Origin of the sequence: Gulosibacter sp. 10, assembly GCF_900163695.1 — a bacterium.
In the GTDB taxonomy this organism is placed as follows: Bacteria; Actinomycetota; Actinomycetes; order Actinomycetales; family Microbacteriaceae; genus Gulosibacter.
In genome coordinates, this window is record NZ_FUIC01000027.1 from 115082 (window position 1) to 131714 (window position 16633).

General features: G+C 70.4%; 15 protein-coding genes. 14 read left to right on the forward strand and 1 reads right to left on the reverse strand.

Going from position 1 to position 16633, the window contains the following annotated elements; genetic code table 11:
• Nucleotides 1–168 precede the first annotated feature (168 nt).
• The 11 genes from ftsZ (at nucleotide 169) to FM112_RS10840 (ending at nucleotide 12205) form a co-directional block, all read left to right on the forward strand.
• The gene (gene ftsZ / locus FM112_RS10790; RefSeq protein ID WP_087007366.1) at nucleotides 169–1479 is read left to right on the forward strand and encodes a cell division protein FtsZ; all 1311 of its coding nucleotides are present in this window, start codon (nucleotides 169–171) and stop codon (nucleotides 1477–1479) included.
• A 10-nt stretch (nucleotides 1480–1489) separates the two neighbouring features.
• Nucleotides 1490–2224 carry a YggS family pyridoxal phosphate-dependent enzyme gene (locus tag FM112_RS10795; protein ID WP_087007368.1) on the forward strand — a complete coding sequence of 245 codons (735 nt, stop codon included), beginning with the start codon at nucleotides 1490–1492 and terminating at the stop codon, nucleotides 2222–2224.
• Between the two features lie 41 nt (nucleotides 2225–2265).
• Entirely contained in the window at nucleotides 2266–2790 is a 525-nt protein-coding gene (locus tag FM112_RS10800; protein WP_087007370.1) for a cell division protein SepF, read from the forward strand.
• A gap of 147 nt (nucleotides 2791–2937) precedes the next feature.
• A complete protein-coding gene (locus tag FM112_RS10805) occupies nucleotides 2938–3240 on the forward strand; it encodes a YggT family protein (protein ID WP_087007372.1) in 303 nt (100 codons plus the stop codon).
• 188 nt (nucleotides 3241–3428) lie between these two features.
• Complete coding sequence (locus FM112_RS10810; RefSeq protein WP_087007374.1) at nucleotides 3429–4151, forward strand: DivIVA domain-containing protein; 723 nt, start codon at nucleotides 3429–3431, stop codon at nucleotides 4149–4151.
• A gap of 6 nt (nucleotides 4152–4157) precedes the next feature.
• Nucleotides 4158–4724 (forward strand): signal peptidase II, encoded by a 567-nt coding sequence (gene lspA / locus FM112_RS10815; RefSeq protein ID WP_087007376.1) that lies wholly within the window; start codon nucleotides 4158–4160, stop codon nucleotides 4722–4724.
• The gene (locus FM112_RS10820) at nucleotides 4724–5650 is read left to right on the forward strand and encodes an RluA family pseudouridine synthase (protein WP_087007378.1); all 927 of its coding nucleotides are present in this window, start codon (nucleotides 4724–4726) and stop codon (nucleotides 5648–5650) included. The genes lspA and FM112_RS10820 overlap by 1 nt, the downstream gene beginning before the upstream one ends.
• Nucleotides 5651–5718: 68 nt before the next feature.
• Nucleotides 5719–9225: a DNA polymerase III subunit alpha gene (dnaE, locus tag FM112_RS10825; protein ID WP_087007380.1), complete on the forward strand. Its 3507-nt coding sequence runs from the start codon at nucleotides 5719–5721 to the stop codon at nucleotides 9223–9225.
• Nucleotides 9226–9263: 38 nt separating this feature from the next.
• Nucleotides 9264–10604, forward strand: a complete 1341-nt coding sequence (gene hisD, locus FM112_RS10830) for a histidinol dehydrogenase (RefSeq protein WP_176386787.1) — start codon at nucleotides 9264–9266, stop codon at nucleotides 10602–10604.
• 13 nt (nucleotides 10605–10617) lie between these two features.
• Nucleotides 10618–11127 carry a transcriptional regulator NrdR gene (gene nrdR, locus FM112_RS10835; protein ID WP_087007382.1) on the forward strand — a complete coding sequence of 170 codons (510 nt, stop codon included), beginning with the start codon at nucleotides 10618–10620 and terminating at the stop codon, nucleotides 11125–11127.
• A 31-nt stretch (nucleotides 11128–11158) separates the two neighbouring features.
• On the forward strand, nucleotides 11159–12205 hold the full coding sequence (locus tag FM112_RS10840; protein WP_254910459.1) for a quinone-dependent dihydroorotate dehydrogenase: 1047 nt from the start codon (nucleotides 11159–11161) through the stop codon (nucleotides 12203–12205).
• A 55-nt stretch (nucleotides 12206–12260) separates the two neighbouring features.
• Here FM112_RS10840 and FM112_RS10845 read toward each other — a convergent pair whose 3' ends face one another.
• Nucleotides 12261–12845: a DUF3043 domain-containing protein gene (locus FM112_RS10845; protein ID WP_087007387.1), complete on the reverse strand. Its 585-nt coding sequence runs from the start codon at nucleotides 12843–12845 to the stop codon at nucleotides 12261–12263.
• Nucleotides 12846–13173: 328 nt separating this feature from the next.
• Here FM112_RS10845 and FM112_RS10850 point away from each other — a divergent pair, with 328 nt between their 5' ends.
• Genes FM112_RS10850 through FM112_RS10860 form a run of 3 tightly spaced genes read left to right on the forward strand, consistent with a single transcriptional unit; the run spans nucleotide 13174 to nucleotide 16624 of the window.
• Entirely contained in the window at nucleotides 13174–14769 is a 1596-nt protein-coding gene (locus tag FM112_RS10850) for an ABC transporter substrate-binding protein (RefSeq protein ID WP_087007389.1), read from the forward strand.
• A gap of 3 nt (nucleotides 14770–14772) precedes the next feature.
• The gene (locus tag FM112_RS10855) at nucleotides 14773–15717 is read left to right on the forward strand and encodes an ABC transporter permease (RefSeq protein ID WP_087007390.1); all 945 of its coding nucleotides are present in this window, start codon (nucleotides 14773–14775) and stop codon (nucleotides 15715–15717) included.
• Nucleotides 15718–15733: 16 nt separating this feature from the next.
• Complete coding sequence (locus FM112_RS10860) at nucleotides 15734–16624, forward strand: ABC transporter permease (RefSeq protein WP_087007392.1); 891 nt, start codon at nucleotides 15734–15736, stop codon at nucleotides 16622–16624.
• Nucleotides 16625–16633 lie beyond the last annotated feature (9 nt).

Genomic DNA, 16633 nt, shown 5'->3' on the forward strand with positions numbered 1-16633 from the left:
CCCCGCCGCGTGAATGCTCTCCGGAGCCTCGCCGCCTAGCGTTTCCAGAGCAACACCACCCGACCGAAGAGCTCTTCCCTTAAACCGCAACTCGAAGGTTCGCAACGCGCGACCGGACACGGCGCGGCCAGCAGGGCGAGAGTGCGACCACGACAAGGGGACTGTCACGTGTCGAACACCACCTCGCAAACCAATAACTACCTCGCCGTCATCAAGGTCGTCGGCGTCGGCGGCGGCGGCGTCAACGCCGTCAACCGCATGATCGAGATCGGTCTGCGCGGCGTCGAGTTCATCGCCATCAACACCGACGCGCAGGCGCTGCTCATGTCGGACGCGGACGTCAAGCTCGACGTCGGGCGCGAGCTCACCAAGGGACTCGGCGCGGGCGCCGATCCCGAGATCGGGCGCCGCGCCGCCGAGGACCACGTCGAGGAGATCGAGGAGGCGCTCGCCGGGGCCGACATGGTGTTCGTGACCGCCGGCGAGGGCGGCGGCTCCGGTACCGGCGGCGCCCCCGTCGTCGCGCGCATCGCCAAGTCCATCGGCGCGCTGACCATCGGCGTGGTGACCAAGCCGTTCAGCTTCGAGGGCCGCCGCCGCATGGACCAGGCCGAGCAGGGCGTCGCCGCGCTCAAGGAGCAGGTCGACGCGCTCATCGTTGTCCCCAACGATCGGCTGCTCGCCATCAGCGACCGCGGCATCTCGATGCTCGAGGCGTTCGCCACGGCCGACCAGGTCCTGCTCGCCGGCGTCCAGGGCATCACCGACCTCATCACCAACCCCGGCGTCATCAACGTCGACTTCGCGGACGTGAAGTCGGTCATGCAGGGCGCCGGGTCCGCGCTCATGGGCATCGGCACCTCGAGAGGCGCGGACCGATCCGTCAAGGCGGCCGAGCTCGCGGTCGCCTCGCCGCTGCTGGAGGCCTCCATCGAGGGCGCCCATGGCGTGCTCATGTCGGTGCAGGGCGGGTCGAACCTCGGCATGTTCGAGGTGGCGGAGGCCGCACAGCTCGTCCGCGACGCCGTGCACGAGGGCGCCAACATCATCCTCGGCACGGCGGTCGACGACACGCTCGGCGACGAGGTGCGGGTCACCGTGATCGCCGCCGGCTTCGACGGGGGCGACCCCAAGCCCCGCACCGACGGCAATGCCCAGGCGACGCTCGAGGACACGCTCGGCAGCGGCAGTCTCGCGGCGCCCTCGGAGCTGCCCTCGCTCGCCGACGCCACCGCGCGCAATCAGGGCGGGGACCAGCAGGCGGAACCCGAGCAGCGGCCGGTCGACCCGGCCCCCGCCAAGGCGGAGGCGCCCGAGCGGCCCACGGCCCCGGCGCAGAACACCGCCGCCGAGGAGCCCCCGCGCCTCGGCCAGAGCCCGGCCTGGTCGACCGCCGAGGCGCCGACGGTCTCCCCGCGGCAGACCGAGTCCTTCAACGACGACGACTCGGACCTCGACATCCCCGAGTTCCTGCGCTAGGGAGGGCCCGTTGACCGACGGATCCGACGAGCGGCGGGCGCGCGAGGAGGGCGACCTCGAAGCGCGCCTGCTGCGCGTACGGGAGGAGATCGCCGACGCGGCGCGGCAGGCGGGTCGCGATGCGCGGGAGCTGACGCTCATCGCGGTGACGAAGTTCCACCCCGTGGAGCTGCTCGACGCCCTCTACGAGCTCGGCATCCGCGAGTTCGGCGAGAACCGGCATCCCGAGTCGCGGACGAAGGCCGAGCACCTGCACGGCCGCCACCCGGACGCGCGACTCCACTTCATCGGGCAGCTGCAGCGCAAGAAGGCCCGGCAGGTGGGCCGCTACGCCGACATGCTCCAGTCGGTCGACCGCCCCGAGCTCGTCGAGGCGCTGGCATCGCTCGAGCGCGACGCCCCGAGCGCCGGGAGGCCGCTGCCCGTGCTGCTGCAGCTCTCGCTCGACGGCGATCCCGCCCGCGGCGGAGTCCCCCTCGACGCCGCGGCACCGCTGGCGGAGTCGGTGGCGGCGACGCCCGCGCTCGAGCTCCGGGGCGTGATGGCGGTGGCCCCGCTCGGCGCGGATCCGGACGCGGCCTTCGAGCGGACGAGGCTCGCCTCCGAGCGCATCCGCGGGGTGGTGCCGGGGGCGGACATCATCTCGGCGGGGATGAGCCACGACTTCCGCTCAGCGATTTCACAGGGTGCGACACACCTGCGAATCGGCGCGGCAATCACGGGAAAGCGGCCCGAGCGCCCGTAACGTATTCGGCACGGCACATTTCGTCTAAGGAGGCAGCAACGATGGCCAATCCGATTCGCAACGCCATGGTCTACCTCGGTCTCGCCGAGGAGCAGGAATCCGAGCAGGCGGTGAACCAGACCGCCTCGAGGGAGCGGCAGCAGTCCATCCCCACCGAGAACGTCGAGCCGGCGCCCCGCGAGGAGCGGCCCGCGCCCGTCACCCCGATCAACCGCGCGGCCGCGAGCGCCCCCGCAGCGCCCAAGCCGGCCGCGAAGCCGACCCCGATCCCCAATGCAGTTGGAGCGATGAACGAAATCCTTACCGTCCACCCGAAGGCCTATGACAAGGATGCTCAGCTCATCGCCGAGTCCTTCCGCGACGGGGTGCCCGTCATCATGAACCTCTCGCAGATGACCGACGCCGACGCCCGGCGCATCATCGACTTCGCCTCGGGGCTGACCCAGGGGCTCAACGGCAAGATCGAGCGCGTGACGAACCGCGTGTTCCTGCTCACCCCGGAGCACGTGAACGTGCACGGCGAGGAGCAGGGCAAGCCCTCCGAGGACCCCACCTTCTTCGCCTAGCCCCGACCGGGCCGGCGGCGATGTGCCGATACGCCGAGAGCGTACCCGCGGGTACGCTCTCGGCGTTCTTCGTCCGTGGCTGCGAGAATGGACCGCAGCGCCCGGTCCCCGGTCCGCGCCAGTTCCCGGAGAGAAAGATCCTCGACGTTGCTCATCCTTGCTCAAGCGCTCCTCCTGGTCATCAGCCTCTACCTGGCGGTGATGTGGATTCGGTTCATCCTCGACTGGGCGCGGGTGCTCGCACCGCGGTTCCGGCCCCGGGGCATCCTGCTCGTGCTCTTCGAGTTCGTCTACACGCTCACCGACCCGCCGCTGAAGTTCCTGCGGCGCTGGATCAAGCCCCTGCGGGTCGGCCCGGTCGCGCTCGACCTGGCCTGGATCGTGCTGCTGTTCGGCATCCTGCTGCTGCGCTACGGCGTGCAGATCTGGATCTTCACGGGGCTGCGGTAGCGGGCCCGCGCGGCTCGTGCGCACGCCGACGGCTCCTGCGTCTTCCGTGGCCGATGTGACGCGCGAGGCGGTTGTGCCGTAATGTGATCGTTACGCGTTTTGAGCGAACCACGCTCGGAACAGTGCCCCGCGGGGAAACTCGCGATAGGGTTTCACCACTGACCGCAAGCCGTACAGAAAGGGCCGCCATGGCACTGACTCCGGAAGACGTTGTCAATAAGCGCTTTCAGCAGACCAAGTTCCGTGAAGGTTACGACCAGGACGAGGTGGACGACTTCCTTGACGAGGTCGTCGTCGAGCTCCGTCGTCTGACCGCCGAGAACGAGCAGCTCCGCGCTGAGAACGAAGAGCTCCGTGCCGCCGCCTCCGCCGCGCCCCAGGCCGCCGCGGAACCCGTCGCCGAGCCCGCCGCGGTCGAGCCCGAGCCCGCACCGGTCCCCGAGCCGGCGCCGGCGCCGGCCCCTGCGGTCGAGCTGCCCGCGCAGGGCGACGACGCCGAGACCTCCTCCTCGCTGCTGGTCCTCGCCCGTCGCCTGCACGACGAGCACGTGGCCGAGGGCGCCCGCAAGCGCGACGAACTCATCGCCGAGGCCGAGTCGCGCGCCGGCACGCTCGTGCGGGAGGCGGAGAGCGAGTCCCGCCGGCTCCAGGAGGAGTCCGAGGGGCGCGCCCAGCAGATCGTCCGGGATGCGGAGCAGCACGCGCAGAAGGTCGTCGGCGAGGCCGAGACCAAGGAGCGCGAGATCCTCTCGAACCTCGAGACGAGCAAGAGCAAGCTCGAGGAGCGCATCGAGGAGCTGCGCGTATTCGAGCGCGACTACCGCACCAACCTGCGCAGCTACATCGAGAGCCAGCTGAACGATCTCAACGTGTCGAACGCCGAGTTCGACGGCGCCGCCGGCACCCGCTAGCCCCGGGTGACCGAGCGCATCGATACCGAGCGACCGCGATCGTCGCCGCATCGGCCCACCGTGGCCATGCTGGCGGGGATCGCGGTTCTCTGGTTCGCCGTCGATCAGCTGCTCAAGCAGCTCGTCGCCTCGACGATGACCGAGCATCAGCGCATCGAGGTCATCGGCGAGGCGCTCCAATGGGTGTACGTCCGCAACCCCGGGGCCGCGTTCTCCATCGCCTCCGGCCAGACCTGGATCATGACGCTCGTGGCCTCCGCGGTCGTGGTCGCCGTCGCGATCCTCGCGCGGCGCATCCGCTCGCGGCTCTGGGCGGTGGTGTTCGGCATGGTGCTCGGCGGGGCGCTGGGCAACCTCTTCGACCGCCTCTTCCGCGAGCCCGGATTCTTCCAGGGCGAGGTGGTGGACTACATCTACACGCCGTGGATGATGCCGGCGATCTACAACTTCGCGGACATCGGGGTCGTCGTCGGCATGATCGCCTTCGTACTGCTCACCCTGTTCGACGTGCAGCTCGACGGCACCCGGCTCAGGCGGGGCCGGAAGGACGCCGAAGAAGAGGCATCGGCATGATGGAATCGCGGATGCTGCCGGTCCCCGACGGCCTCGACGGCGCCCGCGTCGACGCGGGGGTCTCCAAGCTGCTCGGCTTCAGCCGGACGCGCGTCGCGCAGCTCGCCGAGCAGGGGAGCATCCGGCTCGACGGCCGGGCGGTGGGCAAGTCGGATCACCTCGTCGCCGGCGCGATGCTCGACGTCGAGTGGGAGCCGGAGCGCCCCGTGACGGTCGAACCGATCGAGGTGCCTGAGCTCCAGATCGTGCACGACGAGCCCTCGTTCGTCGTCGTCATGAAACCGGTCGGGGTCGCCGCGCATCCCTCCGTCGGCTGGACGGGCCCCACTGTCCTCGGGGCGCTCGCCGCCGCGGGGTTCCGCATCTCCACCTCGGGCCAGCCGGAGCGGCAGGGCATCGTGCACCGGCTCGACGTCGGCACCTCCGGGCTCATGGTCGTCGCCAAGACGGAGCGCGCCTACTCGGTGCTCAAGCAGGCCTTCCGGGACCGCACGGTGCACAAGGTCTACCACGCCGTCATCCAGGGCCTGCTCGACCCGCTCGCCGGCACGATCGACGCCCCGATCGGCCGGGCCCCGGGCGCGACCTGGAAGTTCGGCGTCGTGGCCGACGGCAAGCCGTCGATCACCCACTACGAGACCCTCGAGGCCTTCCGCCGCGGCTCGCTCGTGGAGATCCATCTCGAGACGGGGCGGACGCATCAGATCCGCGTGCACATGTCGGCCCAGCACCATCCGTGCATGGGCGATCCGCTCTACGGCGCGGATCCGCGGCTCGCCGCGGCGCTCGGGCTCGAGCGCCAGTGGCTGCACGCCGTCGAGCTCGGCTTCACGCATCCGGAATCGGGGGAGCGGGTCGCCTTCGTCTCGGAGTACCCGGCGGACCTGCAGGACGCCCTCGACACGCTGCGCGCCGGGCGGGTCTAGGCGCGACCCGCCGAGCCCGTCGGGGCCGTCAGTAGGATGGATACCCCGCATCTTCCTGGAGGTTCAATTTGGGCGCCAACGACCAGTTCGTGCATCTGCACAACCACACCGAGTACTCCATGCTCGACGGCGCGGCGAAGATCGACGAGCTGATCAAGACCGCCGCGGAGATGGGCATGCCGGCCATCGCCACGACCGACCACGGCAACATGTTCTCGGCGTACGAGTTCTACCGCACGGCGAAGAAGTACGACATCAAGCCGATCATCGGCACGGAGGCCTATCTCACCCCGGGCACGCACCGCGGCGACAAGTCCCGGGTGCAGTGGGGCAACGGCGGCGGCGACGACGTCTCGGGCGGCGGCGCCTACACGCACATGACGATGGTCGCGGAGACCACGGAGGGGATGCACAACCTCTTCCGGCTCTCGAGCTACGCCTCGATCGAGGGCCAGTACTTCAAGCCCCGGATGGACCGCGAGCTGCTGCAGCGGTACGCGAAGGGCGTGATCGCGACCACCGGCTGCCCCTCGGGCGAGGTGCAGACCCGGCTGCGGCTCGGCCAGTGGGACGCGGCCGTCAAGGCGGCGGGGGAGTTCCAGGACATCTTCGGGAAGGAGAACTTCTTCCTCGAGCTGATGGACCACGGCATCTCCATCGAGCGGCGGGTGCGCGACGACCTGCTCAAGCTCGGCAAGCACCTCGACATCCGCCCGCTCGTGACGAACGACCTCCACTACACGCACAAGGAGGACGCGGTGCACCAGGAGGCGCTGCTGTGCGTGCAGTCGGGCTCGACCCTCGACGACCCGCACCGGTTCAAGTTCGACGGCGAGGGGTACTACCTCAAGTCGGCGGAGCAGATGCGGCACCTGTGGTCCGATTTCCCCGAGGCCTGCGACGAGACGCTCGCGATCGCCGAGCGCTGCACCGCGGAGTTCGACGAGTCGGCGAACTACATGCCCCGCTTCCCGGTGCCCGAGGGGCACACCGAGGCGAGCTGGTTCCACGAGGAGGTGCAGCGCGGGCTGCACTACCGCTACGGCGAGACCATCCCCGACGAGTCGCAGGCCCAGGCGGACTACGAGACCGGCATCATCACCCAGATGGGCTTCCCGGGGTACTTCCTGGTCGTCGCCGACTACATCCAGTGGGCCAAGGACAACGGCATCCGGGTGGGCCCGGGCCGCGGCTCCGGCGCCGGCTCGATGTGCGCCTACGCGCTGCGGATCACCGACCTCGACCCGCTCCAGCACGGCCTCTTCTTCGAGCGCTTCCTCAACCCGGACCGCGTCTCGATGCCCGACTTCGACATCGACTTCGACGACCGCCGGCGCTCCGAGGTGATCCGCTACGTCACCGAGAAGTACGGCGACGAGCGCGTCGCCCAGATCGTGACGTACGGCACGATCAAGTCGAAGCAGGCGCTCAAGGACGCCTCGCGCGTGCTCGGCTACCCGTTCTCGGTGGGCGACCAGCTCACCAAGGCGATGCCGGACGCGGTCATGGGCAAGGACATCCCCCTCGCCGGCGTCTACGACCCGGACCACGAGCGGTACAAGGAGGCCGGGGAGATGCGCGCCGTCATCGACGCGAACCCCGACTTCCAGAAGGTCTTCGAGACCGCCAAGGGCCTCGAGGGGCTGAAGCGCCAGTGGGGCGTGCACGCCGCCGGCGTGATCATGTCCTCGGAGCCGATCATCGACGTGATCCCGCTCATGAAGCGCGAGCAGGACGGCCAGATCGTCACGCAGTTCGACTACCCCTCCTGCGAGTCGCTCGGCCTGATCAAGATGGACTTCCTCGGGCTGCGGAACCTCACGATCCTGTCGGACGCCATCGAGAACATCGAGGACAACCGGGACGAGACGATCGACCTCGAGACGCTGCCGCTCGAGGACGAGGGCACCTACCAGCTGCTGAGCCGCGGCGACACGCTCGGTGTCTTCCAGCTCGACGGCGACGGGCTCCGGAGCCTGCTGCGGCTCATGAAGCCGGACAGCTTCGAGGACGTCTCGGCGACGATCGCGCTCTACCGCCCCGGGCCCATGGGCGCGAACTCGCACACGAACTACGCGATGCGCAAGAACGGGCAGCAGCAGATCACGCCCATCCACCCCGAGCTCGAGGAGCCGCTCAAGGAGATCCTCGCCGAGTCCTACGGCCTCATCATCTACCAGGAGCAGGTGATGGCCATCGCGCAGAAGGTGGCGGGCTACTCGCTGGGACAGGCAGACCTGCTCCGCCGGGCGATGGGCAAGAAGAAGAAGGCCGAGCTGGACAAGCAGTTCGACCGCTTCAAGCAGGGCATGAACGACAACGGCTTCTCGGACGCCGCCGTCCAGGCGCTGTGGGACATCCTGCTGCCCTTCTCGGACTACGCCTTCAACAAGGCGCACTCGGCGGCCTACGGCGTCGTGTCCTTCTGGACCGGCTACCTCAAATGCCACTACGGCCCCGAGTACATGGCCGCGCTGCTCACCTCGGTGGGCGACTCGCGCGACAAGCTCGCGGAGTACCTCAACGAGTGCCGGCACATGAAGATCCAGGTGCTCGCCCCCGATGTGAACGAGTCGACGCTGCGCTTCCGCGCGGTCGGCCAGGACATCCGCTTCGGGCTGGGCGCCGTGCGCAACGTCGGCGCCCAGGTCGTGGCCGACATCGTCCGCGAGCGCGAGGAGCACGGCAAGTTCGCCTCCTTCCACGACTTCCTCAAACGCGTATCGCTGAACGTGCTGAACCGTCGCACCGTCGAATCGCTCATCAAGGCCGGGGCCTTCGACTCGATGGGGTACACGCGCCGGGCCCTCGTCGAGATCCACGAGTCGGCCATCGACGCCGCCGTCTCGCGCAAGCGCAACGAGGCCCACGGCCAGGTCGACCTCTTCGCCGGCCTCATGGAGTTCGAGGAGGAGGAATCGGTCGTCCCCGCGCGTCCCGAGTTCACGCGGCGCGACAAGCTCGCCTTCGAGCGGGACATGCTCGGCCTGTACGTCTCGGACCACCCCCTCAAGGGGCTCGAGGTCGAGCTCTCGAAGCTCAGCGCGATGCCCATCCTCAACCTGCTCGGCGACACGACCGTGCGCGATGGCGAGCAGGTGCAGATCGCGGGGCTCATCACGACGGTGCAGCATCGCATCGCCCGCAATTCCGGCAACCCCTACGCGCTCGTGACGGTCGAGGACTTCGGCGGCGAGATCACCGTGATGTTCCTCGGCAAGACCTACCTCGAATACCAGGCCGAGCTGCAGAGCGACGCCATCGCGGTGGTCCGCGGGCGGGCGCAGCATCGCGACGACGGGCTGAACATCACCGCGCAGGGGCTGACGATCCCCAACCTCTCGGTGGGGGAGGACCGCCCCGTCACGCTCACGATCCCCGATACCCGGGCCACCGAGACGCTCGTGCAGGGCCTCGACGAGCTGCTGCGCCGCAACGCGGGCGAATCGGAGGTGCTGCTGCGGCTGCAGACGCCGCAGTCGATCCGCAAGTTCGAGCTGCCGCACCGGGTCGAGGCGGGCTCGGCGCTGTTCTCCGAGCTCGCCGCGCTGCTCGGACCGGGATGCGTGGAGTAGGGGCGGAGGCGCCTCGTCGCGCATAGAATGGGGTCATCATGATGCAGACGATCGATCTGCGCGGCCGTGACCTCTCCACGAGCGAGCTGCGCGCCACCCTTCCCCGCCCCGAGCTCGACGTGACGGAGGCCCTCGAGGGGGCGACCAGCCTCATCCGGGACGTGTGGGAGCGCGGGGAGTCGGCGCTCCTCGAGCAGGCCGAGCGCTTCGACCGGGCCCGTCCCGAGCGCATCCGCGCCGAGCGCGCCGAGATCGACCGCGCCGTGGCGGAGCTCGACGGCGAGGTGCGCGCGGCCCTCGAGGAGATGATCGCCAGGGTCCGCAAGGGCTCGGCGGCGCAGGTGCCGCCGCCGGTGCGGACCGAGCTCGCCCCCGGCGCGGTGATCGAGCAGCGCTGGGAGCCGGTCGAACGGGTCGGACTCTACGTGCCTGGCGGCAAGGCCGTCTACCCCTCCAGCGTGGTGATGAACGTCGTCTCGGCGCAGGCCGCCGGGGTGCGCTCGATCGCGATCGCCTCGCCGCCGCAGGCCGAGTTCGGCGGCGCGGTCCACCCCACCATCCTCGCCGCGGCGGGGCTGCTCGGCGTGCACGAGGTGTACGCGATGGGCGGTGCGGGCGCCGTCGGCGCCCTCGCGCACGGCGTGGCCTCGCTCGGGCTCGAGCCGGTGGACGTGGTCACCGGCCCCGGCAACGTGTGGGTGGCGGCCGCCAAGCGCGCCGTCTCGTCCGTGGTGGGCATCGACGCCGAGGCCGGGCCGACGGAGGTGCTGATCATCGCGGACGGCACGGCCGACGTCGAGCTCGTCGCCGCCGACCTGCTCGGGCAGGCGGAGCACGACGAGCTGGCCTCGGCCGTGCTCGTCACCGACGACGCCGCGTTCGCCGGGCGCGTGGACGAGGCGGTCGAGCGGATCACCGGCGCGACCAAGCACCGCGATCGCGCGGAGGCCTCGCTGCGGGGACGCCAGTCGGCGCTCGTGCTCGTCGACGACCTCGCCGAGGCGGCCCGGGTCTCGAACGCCTACGGCCCCGAGCACCTCGAGATCCAGACGGCGGACGACGAGTCCGTGCTCGCGGGCATCACGAGCGCCGGCGCGATCTTCATGGGCCCCTATTCCCCGGTGCCGCTCGGCGACTACATCGCGGGCTCGAACCACGTGCTCCCCACGGGCGGCCAGGCGATCCACTCGTCGGGCCTCGGCGCGCACACCTTCCTGCGGGCCCAGCAGGTGATCCGCTACGACCGCGCCGCCCTCGACGCCGTGCGCGGACACGTGCGCGCGATCGCGGTCGCCGAGGACCTGCCCGCCCACGCCGACGGCGTCGACGCCCGGTACGGGGAGGGCCCCGCCGCCGCGCGCTCCGACACCGGCAACTGACGAGGAGACCCCTGTGCACTGCCCCTTCTGCCGACACGACGACTCGCGCGTGGTGGATTCGCGCCTCATCGACGACGGGAACGCGATCAGGCGGCGACGCCAGTGCCCGAACTGCTCCAAGCGCTTCTCGACCATCGAGACCGCCAGTCTCAACGTGATCAAGCGCACCGGGGTCGCCGAGCCCTTCTCGCGCGACAAGGTGGTCTCGGGGGTGCGGAAGGCCTGCCAGGGTCGCCCCGTCACCGACGCCGATCTCGCCCAGCTCGCCCAGAAGGTCGAGGAGCGCATCCGCGCGAGCGGCAGCTCGCAGGTCGAGGCCAACGACATCGGCCTCGCGATCCTGCCCTTCCTCCGGGAGCTCGACGACGTGGCCTATCTGCGATTCGCCAGCGTGTACCAGAGCTTCGCCTCGGTCGAGGACTTCGAGCAGGCCATCGACCGGCTGAAGACCGACGGCCTCACCCCCAAGTACGCGAACGAGGATCTCGACGACGAAGCCGTCGATGACGCCGCCGATCGCTGACCGACCCCGACAACGAAGGACTCCTCCGACCGTGCTGACCCGTGGAGCGCGCTGCGCCTATCGAATCGTCTTCAACTCGGTGCTCCGGCGCATGGACGCCGAGCGCGCGCACGCCTTCGCGGCGAACGTGATCCGCATGATCGGCGGCAACGCGATCCTGCGCCGGCTCGCGACCGCGGTCGCGCGGCCCGACCCGTCGCTGCGGGTGCGCGCGCTGGGGCTCGAGTTCCCCTCGCCGTTCGGCCTCGCGGCCGGGTTCGACAAGAACGCCGCCATGATCGACGGGCTCGCCGCGATCGGGTTCGGGCACGTGGAGGTGGGCACCGTCACCCCGCTCGCGCAGCCGGGCAACCCCCGGCCCCGCATGTACCGCATCCCGCGCGACCGCGCGCTCATCAACCGGATGGGCTTCAACAACGACGGCGCGCAGGCCGCCGCGGACGCGGTGGGGAGGCGACGTACCGACAGCGCGATCGTCGGCGTCAACATCGGCAAGAACAAGGCGACGCCCGCCGAGCGGGCGGTGGACGACTACGTCGCGGCGGCCAGGGCGGTGCGGGCCGTCGCCGACTACCTCGTGATCAACGTCTCCTCGCCGAACACCCCGGGGCTGCGCGGCCTGCAGGAGCTCGACGCGCTCGAGCCGATCCTGCGCGAGACGAAGGCCGCGGCGGAGGGCGTGCCGCTGCTGCTGAAGATCGCGCCGGACCTCGAGGACGAGGCGATCCGCCGCATCTGCGGGCTCGTGGTCGAGGTCGGCCTCGACGGGCTGATCGCGACCAACACCACGATCGCGCGCGAGCCCCTCAGCGAACGGGCGCGCGTGGTCGAGGCCTACGGCGCCGGCGGGCTGTCGGGGCGGCCCCTGCGCCGGCGCTCGCTCGAGGTGCTCGAGGTGGTCCGGGCGGCGCTGCCCGAGGACTGCTGCATCATCTCCGCCGGCGGGGTGACGGACGCCCACGACGTCCGGGAGCGCCTCGAGGCCGGCGCGACGCTCGTGCAGGGCTTCACCGCGTTCATCTACGAGGGCCCGCTGTGGGCGGCCTCGATCAACCGCGGGCTCGTCGGGAAGCGCTGAAGACAGGGGCGCGGGGCCGGTTCCCCCGAACCGGCCCCGCGCCCGCGCCCCGGACTCAGCGGCCCGTGAACTCGACCTTCGTGAAGCGCTTGACCTGCGGCTTGGGCATGCGCATGAACCGCATCTGCATCGATCGCCCGACGGCGCCGAGGATGAAGCCCTTCTCGACGCGGTCCTGGCCCACCACCTCGGCCACGCGCTTGCGGACGATCCGGCCGTAGACGATGCCCTCGATGATGCAGACCGCGAGGAAGGACCAGATGAAGGCCATGGCCCAGATCGCCGCGTACGTGGTGGGGAAGAACGTGGCGATGATCACGAGGAACATGAGCGGGATGAGCAGCTCTCCGAGGGTGAAGCGGGAATCGATGTAGTCCCGCAGGAACCGCTTCTGCGGGCCGCGCTCGTTCGGCCGCAGGTAGCGGTCGTCGCCGCGCGCCATCCCCTCGCGGGCCTCCGCCTGCTGCATGCGGGTCCTGGCCTGCGCCTGCCGGCGCGCCTCCTTGCGGTCCTCGGGCACGAGCGGCCGGAAGTTGGCGGCCTGCGCGTCGCGACGGCGGGGCGTCGGCCCCTTCTTGCCGCTCCCGGACTTGGGGGCGTCCTGGGGGGTCTCCTCGCGTGCCGGTTCTTGCTTGGCCATGAGTTCCTTCGTCGGTGATGGGAGGGAGAAAGCGGAAGGGCTGCGCCCGTAACCTCTCAAGCTTAACCCGTGGCGCGCGCCGCCCGGGGCGAGGGGCGAGCGCTCGCAGCGAACGCCGCCACTATCAGGTGCGGCGGCGCGAATCGACTCGGCCGGGCGAACATGACGCGGCATGACGCAGATGACGGCATGCGTCGCCGGATTACGTAACAATTCACCGGGCCGACGCGCGGCTTCCTAGGCTCTCACCAGCGCGGCGGACCGGATTCCGCCGCAGACGGTATCCACCACGCTCTCGGCTCGATCGCCGAAGGACCGGAAGGCTTCGATGACACATCGCACGCGCATCCTCACGACCGTGGCCGCCACCTCCGCGGCAATGCTGCTGCTGGCCGGGTGCGGCGGCAACGGGGGCGGCGGGGGAGACGCCGCCGGCGAGCCGGTGCAGGGCGGCACGCTCGCGTTCGGCATCCCCGACGACATGGGCTGCATCGACCCGCAGCAGGTCTCCAGCAACGACAACATCAACATGGCGAAGCAGACCGTGGCCTCGCTGACGGCGCAGGACCCGGAGACCTCCGAGATCGTCCCGTGGCTCGCCGAGGCGTGGGAGATCAACGACGACTCGACCGAGTTCACGTTCACCCTCAAGGAGGGGACGAGCTTCGCCGACGGCACGCCGATCGACGCCGAGGCCGTGAAGGCCAACCTCGAGGCGATCCAGGGGCTCGCCGAGGCCTCGCCGCTCGGGGCGACCTACCTCGAGGACCTCTCGGAGATCGAGGTGGTCGACCCGCAGACGGTGACCATCCGCTTCGCGGAGCCCTCCGCCCAGTTCCTGCAGGCGACCAGCACGCACGCGCTCGGGCTGCTGAGCGTCGACTCGCTCGACCTCTCGCTCGAGGAGCGCTGCGCCGGCGACTACGTGGGCTCGGGGCCGTTCACGCTGGTGGAGTACACGCCCGAGAGCTCCGCGGAGTTCGCCGGCCGCGAGGACTACGCATGGGCCCCCGCCTACGCCGAGAACCAGGGCGCGCCCTATCTCGCGACCCTGCAGTTCACGGTCATCCCGGAGGCGTCCACGCTCACCGGCGCGCTGCAGTCGGATCAGATCCAGTCCTCGGCGAACATCTCCCCGCTCGACCAGCAGGTGCTGGCCGACGCCGGCTTCAGTCTCGAGAACCGGGCGAATCCCGGCATGGTCTACTCGTGGGTCCCGAACCACGACCACCCGGTCTCGGGCGACCCCGCCGTGCGCGAGGCGATGATCCACGCGCTCGACCGCGACGCGTTCGTCGAGCTGCTCACCGAGGACGACCGCCCCGCGACCTCCCTGCTGTCCGACGTCACGCCGAACTACACCGACCACTCCGAGCTGCTCTCCCATGACTCCGGCCACGCCGAGCAGGTGCTCGAGGACGCGGGCTGGATCGAGGGCGAGGACGGCATCCGCGAACGCGACGGCGAACGGCTGACCTTCACCGTGGACTACTGGCAGCCCACGACCGATCAGCTGCAGCTCATGCAGCAGCAGCTGCGCGAGGTCGGCATCGACATGCAGCTCAACCTCATCACCGTGTCCGAGATGTTCTCGACGATCAACGACGAGGGCAACACCGGCCAGTGGGCGAACCTGACCCGCGCCGACGCGGACGTGCTCCGCTCGAGCCTCGGGGACAACGCGCTCTACACCAGCCACCGCGACAACCCCGAGGCGGACGGGCACATGATCGCGCAGTCCCAGATCACCGACCCCGAGGAGCGCCAGGTGGAGGTCGACGCGGCGGTCGAGAGCTTCCTCGAGAACGCGGACGTCATCCCCGTGTTCCAGCTGTCGACCACGATCGCCTCGACCCCGACCACCCACGGCGTCTCGTTCGACGGCTCGAGCCGCATCGAGTTCCAGAGCGCCTGGACGGAATAGCGGATGGCGGGATACATCCTCCGACGAGTCGGATTCGGCCTCTTCATCGTGTGGGCCGCGTTCACCATCGTCTTCGGGATCCTCTACCTGCTGCCGGGCGACCCGGTCGCCGCCGCGGTGGGCGCCTCCGGGGTGGGCAGCGAGGCGGCGATCGAGCAGCGCCGCGAGGAGCTCGGCTTCAACCGGCCCTGGTACGAGCAGTACTTCTCGGCCCTCGTCGCCGCGATCACGGGCGGCTTCGGGCGGACCATCGCCACGAACGAGGTCGCGCTCGACGTCATCCTCCGGGCCCTGCCCAACACGCTGCAGCTCGCGGGCCTCGCACTCGTGTTCACCGTGGTCATCGGGGTGGGCGTCGCGGTGCTCGCGACCCTGCCTCGCGCCGGGTGGCTGCGCCGGCTCATCGCCGGGCTGCCGCCGGTGGCGGTCGCGATCCCGACCTTCTGGCTCGGCATCGTGCTGCTTCAGGTGTTCTCCTTCGGGCTGGGCTGGTTCCCGGCCTTCGACCGCAACGACTTCCCCTCGCTCGTGCTGCCGGCGCTCACGCTCGGCATCGCGACCGGCTCGTACCTCGCGCAGGTGCTGACGGCCGGGCTCCGCACGGAGATGGCCTCGCCCTATATCGAGCAGGTGCGCGCCAAGGGCGCCTCCCGCAGCCGTCAGGTGTTCGGCCACGCCCTCCGCAACGCCGCCCTCCCCGGCCTGAACATCGCAGGCGTGCTCGTCGGGGGCCTCGTCGGGGGCACCGTGGTGACCGAGACCGTGTTCTCGCGCGACGGTCTGGGACGGGTGATGATCGATGCGGTGAACAAGCAGGAGACCCCGATCGTGCTGGGGGTCGTGGTGCTCGCGGCCGTCACCTTCGTGATCGTCACGCTGCTCGTCGACCTCATCACCCCGCTCATCGACCGCCGCATCGTCGTCCGCGCGCAGCGGGCGAGCGCCTAGGAACGGAGGGAAGACCATGAGTGAAGCAGTCGCCACCGCGGCCGTGCCCGCGCCCGTCGAGCCCTCGGGGCCGCGTCGCCGGGCGACGCTCGGCCGCGGACGCCGGGTGCTCGGCAACCTCGGGCTCGGACTCGCGATCCTCGTACTGCTCGTCGTGATCGCGTGGGCGATCTGGCCGGGCTTCTTCGCCCCCTACGACCCGCGGCAGCCGATCTCGGGCGCCCGGCTGCTGCCTCCCGGGGGCGAGCACCTGTTCGGCACCGACAACCTCAGCCAGGACCTCTATTCGCGCATGGTGCACGGCACGCGGGCCTCGCTGAGCGCGGCGGCCCTCGCCGTGGCGTGCGGATTCGTCGCGGGCAGCCTGCTGGGGCTCCTCGCGGGCTACCTCCGCGGCTGGATCGACGAGGCGCTCATGCGCGTCGTCGACGTGCTGCTCGCGATCCCCGCCATCCTCCTCTCGCTCGCGATCGTGGCGGCGCTCGGCTTCGGGACGCTCAACGTGGCGATCGCGGTCGGCGTGACCTCGACGGCGGCGTTCGCGCGCGTCATGCGCTCGTCGACGCTCCGCGGCGCCGAGGCGGTCTACGTGGAGGCGGCGCGCATGAGCGGGGCGCGGTGGTACACGGTGATCGGCAGGCACGTGCTGCCGAACTCGATCGCGCCCGTGCTCGCCATGGCGGCGCTGGAGTTCGGCACGGCCCTGCTCGCGATCTCGGCGCTGAGCTATCTCGGCTTCGGCGCGCCGCCGGACGTTCCGGAATGGGGCGCCCAGGTCGCCGCCGGGCGCGACTACATCTCGACCGCCGGCTGGCTCACCGCCCTCCCCGGTCTCGTGATCGTCGCGGTCGTGCTCTCGGCGAGCGTGATCTCGAGCCGGCTCAACCGATTGGACCGCGGACGGTGACCCCCGAAA

Bases quoted from the DNA above. Each gene is read 5' to 3' on its own strand.
- FM112_RS10845 (WP_087007387.1), bottom strand. From the start codon at position 12,845: ATGGCCAAGCAAGAACCGGCACGCGAGGAGACCCCCCAGGACGCCCCC.
- FM112_RS10800 (WP_087007370.1), top strand. From the start codon at position 2,266: ATGGCCAATCCGATTCGCAACGCCATGGTCTACCTCGGTCTCGCCGAG.
- FM112_RS10855 (WP_087007390.1), top strand. From the start codon at position 14,773: ATGGCGGGATACATCCTCCGACGAGTCGGATTCGGCCTCTTCATCGTG.
- FM112_RS10850 (WP_087007389.1), top strand. From the start codon at position 13,174: ATGACACATCGCACGCGCATCCTCACGACCGTGGCCGCCACCTCCGCG.
- hisD (WP_176386787.1), top strand. From the start codon at position 9,264: ATGATGCAGACGATCGATCTGCGCGGCCGTGACCTCTCCACGAGCGAG.
- FM112_RS10820 (WP_087007378.1), top strand. From the start codon at position 4,724: ATGGAATCGCGGATGCTGCCGGTCCCCGACGGCCTCGACGGCGCCCGC.
- FM112_RS10810 (WP_087007374.1), top strand. From the start codon at position 3,429: ATGGCACTGACTCCGGAAGACGTTGTCAATAAGCGCTTTCAGCAGACC.
- FM112_RS10860 (WP_087007392.1), top strand. From the start codon at position 15,734: ATGAGTGAAGCAGTCGCCACCGCGGCCGTGCCCGCGCCCGTCGAGCCC.